At 55.6% G+C, this 15,057-nt stretch carries 13 protein-coding genes; 3 read left to right on the top strand and 10 right to left on the bottom strand.

The genetic code is table 11. The annotated features are described in order from the left end of the window. Nucleotides 1-430: 430 nt before the first annotated feature. Nucleotides 431-1,930: an alpha-amylase gene (locus tag WKI47_RS20355; RefSeq protein ID WP_340229014.1), complete on the top strand. Its 1,500-nt coding sequence runs from the start codon at nucleotides 431-433 to the stop codon at nucleotides 1,928-1,930. A gap of 37 nt (nucleotides 1,931-1,967) precedes the next feature. On the opposite strand, the gene WKI47_RS20360 is transcribed toward WKI47_RS20355, so the two are convergent. Beyond that, entirely contained in the window at nucleotides 1,968-2,603 is a 636-nt protein-coding gene (locus WKI47_RS20360; protein ID WP_340229015.1) for a LysE/ArgO family amino acid transporter, read from the bottom strand. Nucleotides 2,604-2,718: 115 nt separating this feature from the next. Between WKI47_RS20360 and WKI47_RS20365 the strand changes: the two genes are divergently transcribed. Continuing rightward, nucleotides 2,719-4,161: a PLP-dependent aminotransferase family protein gene (locus WKI47_RS20365; protein WP_340229016.1), complete on the top strand. Its 1,443-nt coding sequence runs from the start codon at nucleotides 2,719-2,721 to the stop codon at nucleotides 4,159-4,161. Nucleotides 4,162-4,951: 790 nt separating this feature from the next. Here the strand turns inward: WKI47_RS20365 and WKI47_RS20370 are convergent. The 4 genes from WKI47_RS20370 to WKI47_RS20385 form a co-directional block, all read right to left on the bottom strand. Continuing rightward, nucleotides 4,952-5,347 carry a FlxA-like family protein gene (locus WKI47_RS20370; RefSeq protein WP_340229017.1) on the bottom strand — a complete coding sequence of 132 codons (396 nt, stop codon included), beginning with the start codon at nucleotides 5,345-5,347 and terminating at the stop codon, nucleotides 4,952-4,954. A 198-nt stretch (nucleotides 5,348-5,545) separates the two neighbouring features. After that, nucleotides 5,546-6,112 carry a hypothetical protein gene (locus WKI47_RS20375; protein ID WP_340229018.1) on the bottom strand — a complete coding sequence of 189 codons (567 nt, stop codon included), beginning with the start codon at nucleotides 6,110-6,112 and terminating at the stop codon, nucleotides 5,546-5,548. Nucleotides 6,113-6,458: 346 nt separating this feature from the next. Next, nucleotides 6,459-7,097 carry a pyroglutamyl-peptidase I gene (locus tag WKI47_RS20380; protein ID WP_340229019.1) on the bottom strand — a complete coding sequence of 213 codons (639 nt, stop codon included), beginning with the start codon at nucleotides 7,095-7,097 and terminating at the stop codon, nucleotides 6,459-6,461. Nucleotides 7,098-7,126: 29 nt separating this feature from the next. Further along, nucleotides 7,127-7,495: a potassium channel family protein gene (locus WKI47_RS20385; protein WP_340229020.1), complete on the bottom strand. Its 369-nt coding sequence runs from the start codon at nucleotides 7,493-7,495 to the stop codon at nucleotides 7,127-7,129. Nucleotides 7,496-7,770: 275 nt separating this feature from the next. Here WKI47_RS20385 and WKI47_RS20390 point away from each other — a divergent pair, with 275 nt between their 5' ends. Then, the gene (locus WKI47_RS20390) at nucleotides 7,771-8,289 is read left to right on the top strand and encodes a hypothetical protein (RefSeq protein WP_340229021.1); all 519 of its coding nucleotides are present in this window, start codon (nucleotides 7,771-7,773) and stop codon (nucleotides 8,287-8,289) included. 220 nt (nucleotides 8,290-8,509) lie between these two features. On the opposite strand, the gene WKI47_RS20395 is transcribed toward WKI47_RS20390, so the two are convergent. The 5 genes from WKI47_RS20395 to WKI47_RS20415 all read right to left on the bottom strand — a co-directional run bounded on the left by WKI47_RS20395 (nucleotide 8,510) and on the right by WKI47_RS20415 (nucleotide 14,984). Further along, the gene (locus tag WKI47_RS20395; RefSeq protein WP_340229022.1) at nucleotides 8,510-10,441 is read right to left on the bottom strand and encodes an acyltransferase family protein; all 1,932 of its coding nucleotides are present in this window, start codon (nucleotides 10,439-10,441) and stop codon (nucleotides 8,510-8,512) included. Nucleotides 10,442-11,166: 725 nt separating this feature from the next. Beyond that, entirely contained in the window at nucleotides 11,167-12,237 is a 1,071-nt protein-coding gene (locus WKI47_RS20400) for an ABC transporter substrate-binding protein (RefSeq protein WP_340229023.1), read from the bottom strand. Next, nucleotides 12,234-13,055 carry an ABC transporter permease gene (locus WKI47_RS20405; protein ID WP_340229024.1) on the bottom strand — a complete coding sequence of 274 codons (822 nt, stop codon included), beginning with the start codon at nucleotides 13,053-13,055 and terminating at the stop codon, nucleotides 12,234-12,236. Before WKI47_RS20405 ends, WKI47_RS20400 begins: the two co-directional genes overlap by 4 nt. Beyond that, entirely contained in the window at nucleotides 13,052-13,870 is an 819-nt protein-coding gene (locus WKI47_RS20410) for an ABC transporter permease (protein ID WP_340229025.1), read from the bottom strand. Before WKI47_RS20410 ends, WKI47_RS20405 begins: the two co-directional genes overlap by 4 nt. Next, the gene (locus tag WKI47_RS20415) at nucleotides 13,860-14,984 is read right to left on the bottom strand and encodes an ABC transporter ATP-binding protein (RefSeq protein ID WP_340229043.1); all 1,125 of its coding nucleotides are present in this window, start codon (nucleotides 14,982-14,984) and stop codon (nucleotides 13,860-13,862) included. The genes WKI47_RS20410 and WKI47_RS20415 overlap by 11 nt, the downstream gene beginning before the upstream one ends. Nucleotides 14,985-15,057: the final 73 nt, after the last annotated feature.

The following is a 15,057-nucleotide window of genomic DNA, read 5'->3' on the forward strand; positions in this document are numbered from 1 at the left end:
CAAAAGTAACGCCTCCCCAAAGTAGGTAATCCATTCGCGGCTGTTCGCAAAAACAACCCATCGTATCATTACCCTTACCGGTAGCCGAACCAAGCAGAATTCCGTTATTTTCACCGCACGGCCGAGGAAGCGGATACCTATCGGAAGCGGGATCTGCACGTTTGCGCTATCCGAAAACGCATTCGACAAAAAAGGTGTCTTTCGTTCGACAAGTTCGTTTAGTTTTATGGTTCTTTTGGGTAACTTGTAGTATTCCGGTTAGCGAGCGAGTGAATCCTTTTTAGCATGGAATATATTGAAGTTTAATCGAATGCAAAGGCTTTTCGGCCTTCTTTCCCCGTTCCCGGAGCGACGCGGCTTGCGCCGACGCCGCTTCGGACACCCGGTAGCATTTGCGAATCTATTCGAACCCAAGGAGGCTCTTTTTGTTATGGCCGCAAATCACACGATGATGCAATTTTTTGAATGGCATGTGGATGCAGACGGACAGCACTGGAATCGACTCAAAGACATGGCGCCCGAACTCAAAGCCTGGGGCATCGATTCCGTCTGGATCCCGCCCGTCACCAAAGGGCAATCCGCCGAAGACACCGGGTACGGCATATACGATCTGTACGATCTGGGCGAATTCGACCAGAAAGGTACGGTACGCACCAAATACGGAACCAAAGAAGAACTGAAAAGCGCGATCGCGGCCTGTCACGAATTCGGCATCGCGGTCTACGTCGATCTGGTCATGAACCACAAAGCGGGCGCGGACGAGACGGAGCGCTTCAAAGTGGTCGAAGTCGACGCGAACGATCGCAACCAGGTCATTTCCGAAGAACCGTTCGAGATCGAAGGATGGACCAAGTTCACGTTCCCCGGCCGCGGCGACCAATATTCCGACTTCAAATGGGACCATCACCACTTCAACGGAACCGACTTCGATAACGCGACCGGCAACAACGGCATCTACCGGATCGGCGACGAGAACCGGAGCTGGGACCAGAACGTCGACAGCGAATTCGGCAACTACGATTACCTGATGTTCGCCAACCTCGACTACTCCCTGCCGGAAGTGCGCGAAGAGATGATGAACTGGGGACGCTGGCTGGTCGATACCCTGCAATGCAGCGGATACCGCCTGGACGCGATCAAGCATATCAACCATGACTTCATCCGCGAATTCGCCGGGGAAATGATCCGCAAACGCGGCGAAGATTTCTATATCGTCGGCGAATTCTGGAACAACGACCTGAACGCCTGCCGGGAGTTCCTGGACACGGTGGATTACCGGATCGACCTGTTCGACGTCTCGCTGCACTACAAGCTGCACGCGGCTTCGCAATCGGGCAGCGCTTTTGACCTGACGCGTATCTTCGACGACACGCTCGTGCAGACTCACCCGCTGCACGCGGTCACGTTCGTGGACAATCACGACTCCCAGCCGGGCGAATCGCTGGAATCGTGGATCGACGACTGGTTCAAGCCGCTGGCTTACGCTTTGATCCTGCTGCGCCGCGACGGCTATCCGTGCGTCTTCTACGGCGACTACTTCGGAATCGGCGGCGAACACGCGATGGACGGCAAAAAAGCCATGATCGACCCGCTTCTGCATGCCCGCTGCCAAAAAGCCTACGGCGAGCAGGAAGACTATTTCGATCATCCGAACACGATCGGCTGGGTTCGTCGCGGCAGCGAAGAATTCCCGGGTTCCGGCTGCGCCGTCGTTCTGACCAACGGCGAGGAAGGCCAAAAGCATATGAATGTCGGCCCGGAACGTTCCGGCGAAGAATGGATCGACCTGACAGGGAACCGCGAAGACAAGATCACGATCGGGGAAGACGGCTTCGCCGATTTCCCGGTAAACGGCGGCAGCGTCTCCGTCTGGGGACTTCCGTACGCAGAAGGCGACGAAGACTGCGCAGCGGACGGCAACGCGAACTAATCGCCTGCCCGCCGCTTGCCGGAACCGGATTCCGTTTTTAGCGGAACGGCGTATCCGATATCCATTGCACTAACAGGATCAAAGCCGTACCCCAGATAAACAGGGCGGAGCAGCGATTGAACACGCCCATCACCCGGCCTGCGCCGTCGAATCGGCGCAGAACCGAACCGGCGCAGGCCAGGCCGACAAACCACAGCCAGGAGACGATCACGCAGGCTGCGGCAAAAAGCAGCCTGGCGTCGCCTTCGTAAGCCAGCGCGCTCGTGCCGATCACGCCCACCGTATCGAGCAAAGCATGCGGATTCAACAGCGATACCGAGATCGCGAACGCGATTTGTTTGGAAGAAGGAAGCGCCTGGGCGCTTCCTTTTTTGTTGTGTCCGGACGAATCCGGACGGGTGCGCCAGAGCGCGAAGCCCATATACGCCAGAAATGCGATGCCGCCCAGCATCAACAACATGCGTAACGCTTCGAACTTCAGCACGATCGCCGAGACGCCGAATACCGCCAGCACGATCAACAGCGTATCGCAAAGCGAAGCGGCCAGCACGGCCGGCAACGCTTTCGACAATCGTGGCTGCGCCGCCCCCTGCGTAAATACGAATACGTTCTGCACCCCGAGCGGCAAAATCAAGCCTAACGCCAATATCAATCCGTGCACGATCGCTTCCATCTGAACATCGACTCCTTTTCCTGTTCCATGTTACGATGCACGCAGGAAAAGAAAAACGGCCAATTGGATGGATATTGACCCACCCAATCGAGATCGTTCGAAAAGGAGCTTCCGTATGGACTGGACACTTTCCAAACATTCGCACCGCACGCTTCAGGCGCAGATCGTCGCCCGGATCTCGGAACGGATCGAAACCGGCGATTGGGCCGCCGGAACCCGTTTGCCGCCCCAGCGCGAGCTAGCGGCGAGATTCGGCGTCAACCGCAGCACCGTGCAAGCCGCGCTCGACGAGCTGAAAGCCGACGGCTTGCTCGATACGCGCCGCAGCTCCGGCGTATACGTATCCGGCAGCGCCTGGAACGCGCTGCTGTCGCGCTCCCAGCCGAATTGGCAGCGGCATATCCGCGCGAGCGTGCACCGGCCCAATCGGCATACCATCCGCCTGATTAACGAAAGCGAACCCGATCCTGCCTTTATCCGGCTCGGCACGGGCGAGCTGGCGCCGGACTTGCTGCTTGCCGGGCAACTGGAACATTCGCTGCGCGATCTCAAGCTGGACCCGCGCATGCTCGGCTATTCGGAACCGCTGGGCAGTTTGAGACTGCGCTTGGCGATCTGCGCCAGACTTGAGACATTAGGCATCTATGCGCAGCCCGATAATATCTGCATCGTCTCAGGGGCGCTTCAAGCGCTGCAATTAATTTCGGTGGGTCTTCTGGAAGAAGGATCTGCGGTATTTCACGAACCGGCTTCCTATCTAAACTCCGTGCATCCTTTTCAATCCGCCGGGATGCGTATGTTGACTTTCCGCCACGGTTCCGGCATGCGCGAACGATTGGAGCGAGCGATCCGGGGACGCCAATCGCTGCTCTACGCCGTGCCGACCTTGAACAATCCGACAGGGCGGAGCTGGAACGCCGCAGAGCGGCAATCGGTGTACGACGTCTGTTCCGATCTGCGTATTCCTATCGTCGAGGATGACGTCTATCGGGATCTGCTGTTCGAGCCGGGGCTGCCGCCGATCAAAGCCTCCGACTCTTCCGGTCAGGTGCTGTATCTCGGAAGCTTGTCCAAGTCGCTCAGTCCGGGCCTGCGGATCGGCTGGATCGTCGCGCCTTCTCCGGTTGCCGCGAGACTGGCCGACGTGAAAATGCAGACCGATTACGGCTCAAGTGCTTTTTCCCAAGAAATTGCGGCCCATTGGCTGGAATCGGGCTTGCACGCGCAAAACGCGGCGCGGCTGCGCGGCGAACTGCAAGCACGCGCCGCGTTCGCGGAAGCGGCGCTACGCGATATTCTCGGCGAATGGACCGATTGGGAATCCCCTGCGGGCGGTTTTTATATCTGGCTTCGTTTCCGTCAACCGATCGTGGAAAAAAGCTTTTTCCTGCGCTTACTGCACCGGAAAGTGCTGATTAATCCGGGCTATATTTACGAGTCGGACGACCTGCACCATATGCGGCTGTCGTTCGCTTACGCTTCGCCGGAACAGCTTGAAGCCGGGCTTCTCGCCGTCAAAGAAGAAATGCTGCGCAGCCTGAAAGACCGGGCGCTTTAAAAAGGCGGCAAGCCTTTCGCCTTCCGCCTTTCGGCCGGTCGAGAAAGTCCCACAAGCGCCCGGATAGGGGCAAGGTGAGAAGACGGAGAAGCTTTTTCCGGAGCGGCTTTGTTTGGAGCGACACCGGAGCGGGATTTAAGCGGGACTTAAGCGGGACTTGAGCAAGATTTGAGCGCAAGCAGTCGAAATAAATGCTCAAATGCACTTATTTACGACCGATTGGCTTCCGAATATTGAAATAAGTGCGTATATGCAATTATTTGAAGTAAATGAGCGTGAAAAAGTCTAATACGGAGTAATTAAGTGCATATACGTATCTATTTTCTCTAAAAGGTAAAATTCAAAGATATTAAGTGCATATTCGCACTTATTCTCAAATATCCGATCGTACAGTGTACGAATTTCCGCTTTGCGCATGACGAAAAGTTTCCGAGATCGCAAAAAAAACAAAAGCCCGAGTCGCACGGAGGATGCGATCGGGCTTTTGTCTGGGGTTGAAATGAATCAGGTACGAGAGATCTTGCTGGAAAGGCGGACGGCAGACAGGGGAGAGTGCCGTCCAGGGAGATAAAAAGCAACGCGCACGCAGCCCCTTTTTTCGAACAAGCCCGCGTGTGGAACGGGAACGCGAAAAACGGCGGCTTGCGGGCGGACGCGCGCTGCTTTTTATATGGTTGGGTTCATGCAATCCTCTACGCGAAGCCGCTTCTTCTATGCGGACGAGCCGTAAGCTCGAAAAGAAGCGGCTTCGCGAATAAAAGCTTGCATGTCTCGTCAAGCCGGGCCTTGATTACACCCGGATATCGAGCAGGCTGCCGGTGTCTCCGGCCGAAGCCGATGCCGTGTTTTGCAGGAGTGCCTTCTCGTCCGAAGCCCGCTGCGCCGTTTGCGAAGCTTCATTTGCAGGAGCCGAAGGCGGAGCGGAGGACTCCGCCGAATCGCTTTTCTGCGAACTGAGCTGCGCGATTTGACGCTCGATCTGCTGAATTTGCTGCTGGATCTGCTTGACCTGCTGCTCTTTTTCCGATTTTTCGGATTTGGCCGAACCTTGTTTGACCTTGGTCAATTCGGCTTCGAGCGTGGACTTTTGTTTCTCCAACTGCGCGATTTGCTTCGACGAATCCGAGGCGGAAGAAGCCGACGAATACGACGCTGCGCTGCTTGAAGATACGGATGAGATGGACATGAAACCCCCTGCTTTCTTTATCGGTATCGAGATTCGGCCCGGATGGAGCCGCTTGCCTACTGCTTCTCCATTGTAAAGCTTCTTGTTGAAGACTGGCTGAACGCTAGCTGAAAGTTTGTTGAATGCCGGGGAAAAGAAAAAAGCCCTTACTCTTGGCGCGTGCCAAAAGCAAGGGCTACCGGAAATAGGACTTCCGTTTTAAATGCTGACGTCAAAGTTACGGCCGACTTTTGCGGCGCGGGCTGGCTCCGAACGATTTTCCCAAGGTTGCACCGTACCCGGAGCCGCAGGCGCCGAATAGAGCGAACCCGGAGAATCGAATGAGCCCAACATGGCACGGGCGTAATCGTCTCCGCCTTTCGGAGCCACCGGTCTATTGAGAACCGCGTTCCGGGTAGTCTCTTCCTGCTCTTCGTCCTCCGGCAACGCAAACTCGGGCTGCTCCCGCTGTTGCTTTTCCTGCTCCGAATGCTCGCGCTCCGGACGTCCTTGAACCGTGAATTCCGGACGTTCTCCGTTTGCTGCATCCAACAGGGCAATATGCCGCTCAAGCAATGCAATATGCCGCCGGATACGCATCGCCCGTTGATCCCGGTCCGCAACGGAAGCCGGAAGCTGGAGTACCCGCGACAGCTCGGCTTCCAGACTGGCCTTTCGATTCTCAAGCGGAGCTTTTCCATGGCGACTCGGCGTGTACGACGTATTCAACGCCGAGATGCCTCCGATTGAAGATATGGAACCCGTTCTGCCTTGTATACTGCTCATTAAAGCCATCCGCCTCTCTCTTGATGAAAAATGAAAAACGTCGAATGCCATATGCGCGCGCATAGTCTGTCAACTCGTGTGTCCCGCTCATTTCAAATAGGTAATCACCGTTTATGTGACTGGTTGACCGGCGATCATCCGTTCAACCTGGGGGTTTTTTTCGGTTAGAGTTGAGTAAATAGTGCAAAATACACTGAGTCCGTATACATTACCCCGTTTAACTCCTTTGTAACGCCAAAAACCAAAAAACTTGCAAAATCCGACAAAAACGGATGCTGCAAGCCATTTAGCGAGTATAACGAAACGATTCACTTACAGCCAGCAATCCAGAAATCTGTGCAGCCGTTTAAAAACCGCTTGTTTTCCGATCAGTTATCGCCCGGGCCGTAACGTGAATAAGGATTCGGAGCCCTTCCAGCAACGTCTCCTGAGGAAGCGAAGGAAGCGTGGGCTTGAGCGCCGACAAACGGGTCGAAGCCGGAAAATGGACAAAGCCCGCAAGTGTTTTTGAATGCTTTTGCTGTAAGGAGTCCAGTAAGACATACATGGTGTTGTTGCAAATATACGTTCCGGCTGTGTTTGAGACGGAAGCCGGGATATCGGCTGCGCGAAGCTCCTCCACCATACGCCGGATCGGCAATGTCGCGAACAGGCCGTCCGGGCCGTTTTCGCGAATCGGTTCATCGTGCGGGCTGCGCCCTCCGTTGTCCGCGTAGCTCTCGGTGTCTTTGATATTGATCGCGATCCGCTCCGGCGTAATGGCTGTGCGTCCCGCGGCCAAACCGCAAGCAATGACCACATCCGGTTGCAAACGCTCGGCCTCCTCCAGCAATCGGTCGGCGCAATCGTCATACCGCACGGGCAGTAACAACGTATGTACGTCAATGCCTTCGAAATTTTCTTGCTCGATCCGCTCCAACAGCTCCTGAGTCGGATTGATCGGCGAATCGCCGAAAGGCTCAAAGCCCGATATCAAAATTTTCATGGCTGCTCTCTCCTATTCGGTTAAGATGGTTATGCTTTGGAATTCGTGCGCTTATCCGAGTCTCCGTCCTCTTCACGCCGCTTCTCCTTGAATATCGCATAAGCGATGTGCAGCATAAGACCGAGGAATATCCCGGTACCCGCCAGAACGTAAACCATCGTAAACACTTTGCCCAAACTCGTCGTCGGCACAAAGTCGGGATGCCCGACCGTACTGAGCGTCATCACGCAGAAATACAACGCGTCCACGATCGCCAGTCCTTCTTCCCGCACATAGAAAATAGTCCCCGATATCAGGAAAACCAGGGCCAGAACAAACAGAGCCTGAAAGTTCTTGGAACGAAAGGCTCTAAAAATCCCTCCGATCAGGCGTTTCAAGGTGAGCAAAAATGAAATCATGGTTTCTCCTCCAGCTCGCAGATTTGACCCGGCCGACGCATTGGAATCGCGCGCCTGCTTTTCTTCTTTCTAAACTACCGTGACCGAAGGCCAAGACGCAACCCTTGATCACGCCTGCGTGAACTTTGTGCCGGTTGCAAAGGCTGTAAATCGGTCTTGAGACCGAGAACTTTTCAATCCGCTGGACGAGGTGCATGGAGGCTATAAAAGCGTATAGTTAAGTTAGACTTCGACGTGCTGACGTGCACGATCAAACAAACAGAGGAGAGGTTGTTATGTCAAAGAAAGCGATTTTGGGTCCGCTGCTGATTCTACTCGGTGCATACTTGCTGCTCGGACAAGGGACAGGTATGAATTCGGGAATGATCTTCGCGTACTTCTGGGCTTCCTTATTTATTCTGCCGCTTGGCCTGTTCTTCCACTGGATGTATTTCTCCATGACGCACGGGAGAATGCCCGGCTTGCTGATTCCCGGCGGCTTACTGGTCACAGTGGCGCTCGTCTGTCAAATTTCCATGCTGTTCAACAGTTGGGACGTCATGTGGCCGGGCTTCATTCTGGCTCCGGCTATCGGCCTGCTTGAATTCTACTTCTTCGGCGGACGTAATCGTTGGCTGCTGATCCCGATCAATGTCCTGACGGTGATCTCGTTGCTGTTCTTCGCCGTATTCTCAATCGAAGCCTTAACAACGCGCACCTTCATGGAGCAACCCCTATTGGCCTTCGTACTGATCGGCTTGGGCGCACTGCTGTTGATTCCTTTCAACAAGAAAGCTAAAGCTTCCAAATTTTAAAAGCTATCGGGAAACCGGAACGAATCGTATGCCGCTTACGCTTTTCCGATCCGGCAGCCGAGCCTGTTCACTTTCGCCCCGAACCTCGACTCCAACTTCCGTTCCAAAAAAGACCTTGTTTCGCACCGAGCGAAACAAGGTCTTTTTGAATATGCCGATAAGTTTCTTCAATGCAGCTTATCGGGGTAGTAGCATCAGCGTCTTCTAAGCTTCGAAGACCTTATTGCCCGCCTTTCAGCGCTTCCACCAATAACTGCGTATAAGCCCGGGCTCCCGCTGGCATCAAATGTACGCCGTCTCTCGCAAAGTAATCATCACGTCCCGCACTCGCCGAGTACCAATCCACGAGCAGGATTCGATTATCCCGCTGCGCTGCGCTCTGCAAGGTACTGTTCACGACACTCTCCCAAGGACGCGGAACACGCGTGTTCACAAGCACGATCTTGGTTGCATCCGGCAGCTTCGCCAACAGATTGTTCATCTGCTCATCGGTAAACGAACCGTTCGTCCCAAGCTGGATCAGCACGGTCGTTCCCATTTGGCCGTTGGCTTCCAACTGATCAACAAGAGCCGGAGCCTGAGACATCTGCCGACCGACTAGGCCGTCAACCGTAATCCCCGGCAATGCTTCCTCCAGATAGGGTTGAATATCGAGCATGACGGAATCGCCGATTGCCGTCATTCCGACTCCCGTTCCAGCGGGCAAGAAAGTGTCCGTCGCTTCATTGTTTGCAGGGTCAACAGCGCCGGAAGAATCCGCTCCGGCATTGGCAGCAACCCCTTCCGTCACCTGCGTTTCCGCAGCCGGAACATCCGTCCCGGCATAAGGCGTTTGCGCTTCCGCCGGCGGAGCAAGCCGGGTCATCGCAAAGCCGAGAATCAGCACAAGCGCAACCGATCCGCCCAATGTACCGGCCAAGCGTTTTCGACCAACGCCAGGCTCTTTCATGACGCGGCGCCACCATTTCCCGAACTCGCCTGTCCGAACAGGCTGCTCGATATACCGATACGATAAAGCGGCCAATACAAAGCTGACCACCAATTGCAATACGATACGAAGCATATTCGGCCCGCCCGTATTCACGAGCGGCGTCGTCAACACGATGACCGGATAATGCCAGAGGTACAATCCGTACGAACGGGCGCCGATCCAGCGCAGCGGCTTCGTGCCCAGCACCCGCCCGAGCCGGCAAGCCGGATGCGCCAGTGCGGCGACCAGAATGGTCGTCGCCAGCGACAGCAGGACCATGCCGCCCCGATACAGGAACGTGCCGTAGTCGTTCGACTTGAAGATCAGCACCGCGATCACGATCAAGCAGATCGTCGCCGTGATATCGAGCGTTTTCGTCGCCGATTTCGAAATATTCGTTTTGAGCTTGCGGCTCGGCCAGACCACCGCCAGCGCCGCGCCGATCAACAGCGAGAACAGGCGCGTGTCCGTGCCGTAGTAGACACGGCTCGGATCTTCGCCCGGGCGATACATGATCGCCATCGCCAGCGCCGAGGCCAATGCAAGCCCGGCCAGCACCAGAGCGAGCTTGCCGCGATTCTTTTGCGCCAGGATCAATCCGATGCCGAGCAGGATCGGCCAGAAGATATAGAATTGTTCCTCGACCGCCAGCGACCACAGATGGCCGAGCGGCGACAGCGGGCCGAAGCTCTGGAAGTACGAAACCTCATGGAAGATCGACCACCAGTTACTGTAGTAAAGAAGCGCGGCGGGCACGTCGCCGATCATGGCGGGCAGCCTTGTGCGGTCGACGATGATCGACCACAGCACCGTCGCCAATACAACAGCGAGCATGGCGGGCAGCAGTCTTTTCGCCCGTCTGACCCAGAAGTCTTTCATATCGAACTTGCCGGTCCGATCCCATTGCGCCAGCAAAATATCCGTGATGAGATAACCCGACAAGACGAAAAACATCGTCACGCCGAGCAGTCCGCCCGGCGCCCATTCCGTATGGAGATGATAGGCGATGACGGCCAGCACGGCCAGCGCGCGCAATCCGTCAAGTCCGGGCATATAACGCCCCGCGCCGGGCTTCGGTTGTTCGGATGCGGGCGTCCGCTGACCGGAAGAACGCGACCCTTCCCGGTCGTACCGCCTATTTTCGCTTTTCGCTTCGTTGCCTGCGTATTGTCCGTTAATCATGGCCTCTGCCCTTTCGGTGATTCGGATTTATGTAGAGCCTCTTCGGGTTTCGAACCTGTGGCTGCCAATATACTAACCCCTATTATAAGCAGGTCGCGCGTTTATATCCAGAATGAGACCGTTTTTTTCCAGAAATACAGGGGAAGCGACGGGGATCGTAATCAGTGCGCCGGATCGCGTGGTGAAGATCAGCGGTCAGGCACGCAACCCCGGTATCCGAAGAATACGACTTACTTGAGATGCGCCGACAGCCGGTAGACGACAGCCGATACACGCAAATCGACCGCCCCCGGCTTCGGGAACGGTCGATTCTCGGAACGTATTCAAACGCAATGACTCACCATCGGAGATCGAACCAAGAAGCACTCGACATAACTGCAAATCTGCATTTATTTTCGCCAAATCCGCTTTCCAAAGCGAAATACCAACATATATCCATTTATTTCGCCTGAATTCGGTCACGACTCGCGATTTCGCTCCGATTACCTGTATATTCGCATCTATTTTCGCCTACCCTGTCACAATCGCGAAATAACGGGATATCCGCACTTATTTCTTTTTGCCGCTACAGCAAGAGCAACAACAAAACAATAGCGACAACAACGATAGCGAAAAAAGCAGCGAAGATCGTAGCGGAAAAGGCATCCACATCGACTTCCTCAGCCAGCCGGAACGATTCACGCCGACCTCTTCCCGCCCTTGCCTTTTCCTCAAACCTGATCCGCCTACGACCCGTTCATCTTGAATTGAAGGAACAGCTCGTTGTAATGCACCAGCATCTTTTTGCCCAGATTCTCGTACACTTCCAGCCGCTCGGTCAGCTCATCCGGCGGGTAGAAGCGTTCGTCGCCCGAGATGTCTTCCGGCAGCAGCGCGAGCGCGGCGTCGTTCGGCGTCGAATACCCGACATATTCCGTGTTCTGCGCGTTCACTTCCGGGTCGAGCATGAAGTTGATAAACCGCATGGCCCCGTCGACGTTTTGCGCCGTTTTCGGTACGACCATATTGTCGAAGTACAGGTTGGACCCTTCTTCCGGCACCACGTAATCCAGTTCTTCGTTCTCGCTCATGATCTCCGATGCGTCACCCGAGAATACCAGTCCCGCCGCCGCTTCGCCGTTCGCCAGCAGCAGCTTGATCTCGTCGCCGACGATCGCTTTGACGTTGGGCGACAATAGCATCAGATGGCTGAGCGCCTGCTGCAAATGCTCTTCGTTCGTATCGTTGAGCGAGTAGCCCTGACTGACAAGCCCCGTGCCGATCACTTCGCGCGCCCCGTCCGTCAGCAGGATATCGTTGCGCAGCGACGGGTCCCACAGGTCTTCCCAGCTTTCGAACGTCAGATCCGTCAGGTTGGGGTTGTACACCACGCCGAGCGTACCCCAGAAATACGGCATCGAATACTCGTTGCCCGGATCGAACGACAGATCCAGGAATTTGGGGTCGATGTATTTCATGTTCGGAATCTTGTCGTGATCGAGCGGAATCAGCAGCTTTTCTTCCCGCATTTTCTCGATCGCGTAATCGGAAGGGACGGCCACGTCGAACGTGGTGCCGCCTTGCTCGATCTTGGTCAGCATGGCCTCGTTCGAATCGAACGTCTGGTAAATGACCGTGATGCCCGTTTCTTTCTGGAAACGGTCAAGCAGTTCGGGGTCGATATAATCGCCCCAGTTGTAGATGGTGAGCGTGTTGCCGCTGCTATAGCCCTGGCTGGAGTTCAAGCGGTTCGCAACGACGATCAGCGCAAAAGCGACGACCAGAATCAGAATCAACGTACGCGTCATCGACTTCATTGCGGCACCCCCGCTCTCGAAGCGGCTTCCGCCACTTTGCGTTTTTCACTGCGGCGCGCGGAGATGTAATACGCGACGACGAGGAACAACGTGAACAGGAAAATCAGCGTGGACAGCGCGTTGATCGAGAGCGATACGCCTTGCCGCGCCCGCGAGTAGATCTCGACCGCGAGCGTTGAATACCCGCTGCCCGTCACGAAGAACGTCACCGCGAAGTCGTCCAGCGAATATGTCAACGCCATAAAAAATCCGCTGAAAATGCCAGGACGGATAAACGGCAAGATCACCTTCGTCAGCACGTCCCGTTTGCTTGCGCCGAGATCCCGGGCCGCGTCGACCAGCGTCGGGCTCATCTCTTGCAGTCTCGGCAGGATCATCAGCACCGCGATCGGGATACTGAACGCCACGTGCGAGATCAAGACGGACGCGAAGCCCAGTTTGACGCCGACCATCGTGAACAGGATCAGGAACGAAGCGCCGATAATGACGTCCGGGCTGACGATCAGCACGTTGTTGAGCGACAGCAGCGTGTTTTTCAACCGGGCGCGGCGGATATTCTCGATCGCCAGCGATCCGAACACCGCGATGATCGTGGCGATCGTCGACGATAACAGCGCGATAATCAGCGTGTTGATGACGATAATAATCAGCCGCGTATCGGCGAACACTTCTTTGTACCAATCCAGCGTGAAACTTTCGAAATCGTGCATCGCTCCGCCGCTGTTGAACGAATAGTACATCAGGTACAGGATCGGCGCGTACAGCACGGCGAACACGAGAATCAGGTACAGGTTGGAGATTCCGTTCTTTTTTCTCATCTCCGCACCCCTTTCTTGCTTCCGCCGGTCACGAACATAATCACGGCCATCGCCACGATCAGGAATACGGCGACGGTCGAGCCCATGCCCCAGTCCTGCGTCACGAGGAAGTGCTGCTCGATCGCGGTGCCGAGCGTGATCACTTTGTTGCCCGCGATCAGGCGCGTAATCATGAACAGCGACAACGCCGGAATGAAGACCGAGATGCAGCCCGCTTTTACACCCGAGAGTGTCAGCGGAAAAATGACCCGGCGGAACGTGATCCAGCTCGACGCGCCCAGATCGCGGGCGGCGTCGGTCAGCGACACGTTCAACTCTTCGATAGCGTTGTAGATCGGCATAATCATGAACGGTACGAAAATATAGATCGATACGAACACAAAGCTTCCGCTCGTGAACAGCAATTGCCGCTCGCCGATCCCGATCGCGCCCAGCAGCGAGTTGATCGGACCGTACGTGCCGAAAATGCCGATAAACGCGTACGTTTTGAGCAGCAGATTCATCCAGGTCGGCAAAATGATCAGCAGCAGCCAAAGTTGCTTATGCTTGGTGCGCGTGAGCAGAAAAGCGGCCGGGTACGCGATCAGCAGCGAAAACAGCGTGATCAGAAACGCGTACCAGAACGAACTCAGCGTCATTTTCAAATACACCGGAGTGAAAAAGTCGGCATAATTGGCAAACGTAAAACGGCCTTCCACGTCGAAAAGCGAATAGTACACGACCAGCACGACAGGCGCGATAACGAACAGCACCACCCACAAATAATACGGAATGTAGGCGAGCGCCCGCGCGTTTACGCCGCCCTTACCGTTCATGATTGCCAACCTCGACTTCTTCGTCCTCCTCGTACGCTTCCAGACGGCGGTCGAACTCTTCTTCCGTTTCCCCGAAGCGCATGACGTGGATCGCTTCCGGGTCGAAGGTCAGTCCGATCTGCGCGCCGACGTCGGCCCGCTTGGTCGAATGCACCAGCCATTCCTGGCCGGATTCGTCGTAACAACTGATCTCGTAGTGCACGCCGCGGAACAACTGCGTATCGACGCGCACCTTCAACTTGCCGGCTTCCTGCGTGGTGATCTCCAGGTCTTCCGGGCGAATGACGATCTCGATCGGCTCGCTCGCGCGAAGTCCGGCGTCGACGCATTCGAACCGTTTCCCGTTAAACTCCACCAAATAATCGTCGATCATCACGCCCGGCACGATATTCGATTCCCCGATAAAATCCGCCACGAAGCGGTTGATCGGCTCGTCGTAAATATCGTTCGGCGTGCCGCTCTGCTCGATCCGGCCTTCGTTCATGACGAAAATGTAGTCCGACATCGCGAGCGCTTCTTCCTGGTCGTGCGTGACGAAAATGAACGTGATGCCCAGCCGCTGTTGCAGCTCGCGCAGCACGTACTGCATCTCGGTACGCAGCTTGAGGTCGAGCGCGGACAGCGGTTCGTCGAGCAGCAGCACTTCCGGTTCGTTGACGATCGCCCGGGCGATCGCGACGCGCTGGCGCTGGCCGCCGGACATCTCGGTGATGCCGCGGTTTTCGTAGCCGTCCAGATTGACCATTTTGAGCGCTTCGGTCACTTTGGAGGCGACGACGTCTTTTTTCAGCTTCTTGATCCGCAGCCCGAACGCCACGTTCTCGAACACGTTCAAATGAGGGAACAGCGCGTAATCCTGGAACACGGTGTTCACCTGTCTTTTTTCGGGCGGTACTTTGTTGATGATTTTTTCGTCCAAAAAGATCGAACCCGCCGTCGGCTCCATGAATCCCGCGATCATGCGCAAGATTGTCGTTTTGCCGCAGCCGGAAGGACCGAGCAGCGTGTAAAACTTGCCCCGCTCGATCTCGAAGTCGATATTTTTCAATACGGTCAGTCCGTCCTCGTACCGCTTCATCACGGATTCGAAACGGATGATAGTTGGCTCTGCGATAGCGAAACCCCTCCTCTGGCAACAAGAGACCCGGACCCCGATCGGCTCCGGCGCGTCTTTTGTTATTGTTGTT

The organism is Saccharibacillus sacchari (assembly GCF_037722395.1).
GTDB lineage: Bacteria > Bacillota > Bacilli > Paenibacillales > Paenibacillaceae > Saccharibacillus > Saccharibacillus sacchari_A.

Bases quoted from the DNA above. Each gene is read 5' to 3' on its own strand.
- WKI47_RS20355 (WP_340229014.1), top strand. From the start codon at position 431: ATGGCCGCAAATCACACGATGATGCAATTTTTTGAATGGCATGTGGAT.
- WKI47_RS20360 (WP_340229015.1), bottom strand. From the start codon at position 2,603: ATGGAAGCGATCGTGCACGGATTGATATTGGCGTTAGGCTTGATTTTG.
- WKI47_RS20365 (WP_340229016.1), top strand. From the start codon at position 2,719: ATGGACTGGACACTTTCCAAACATTCGCACCGCACGCTTCAGGCGCAG.
- WKI47_RS20370 (WP_340229017.1), bottom strand. From the start codon at position 5,347: ATGTCCATCTCATCCGTATCTTCAAGCAGCGCAGCGTCGTATTCGTCG.
- WKI47_RS20375 (WP_340229018.1), bottom strand. From the start codon at position 6,112: ATGAGCAGTATACAAGGCAGAACGGGTTCCATATCTTCAATCGGAGGC.
- WKI47_RS20380 (WP_340229019.1), bottom strand. From the start codon at position 7,097: ATGAAAATTTTGATATCGGGCTTTGAGCCTTTCGGCGATTCGCCGATC.
- WKI47_RS20385 (WP_340229020.1), bottom strand. From the start codon at position 7,495: ATGATTTCATTTTTGCTCACCTTGAAACGCCTGATCGGAGGGATTTTT.
- WKI47_RS20390 (WP_340229021.1), top strand. From the start codon at position 7,771: ATGTCAAAGAAAGCGATTTTGGGTCCGCTGCTGATTCTACTCGGTGCA.
- WKI47_RS20395 (WP_340229022.1), bottom strand. From the start codon at position 10,441: ATGATTAACGGACAATACGCAGGCAACGAAGCGAAAAGCGAAAATAGG.
- WKI47_RS20400 (WP_340229023.1), bottom strand. From the start codon at position 12,237: ATGAAGTCGATGACGCGTACGTTGATTCTGATTCTGGTCGTCGCTTTT.
- WKI47_RS20405 (WP_340229024.1), bottom strand. From the start codon at position 13,055: ATGAGAAAAAAGAACGGAATCTCCAACCTGTACCTGATTCTCGTGTTC.
- WKI47_RS20410 (WP_340229025.1), bottom strand. From the start codon at position 13,870: ATGAACGGTAAGGGCGGCGTAAACGCGCGGGCGCTCGCCTACATTCCG.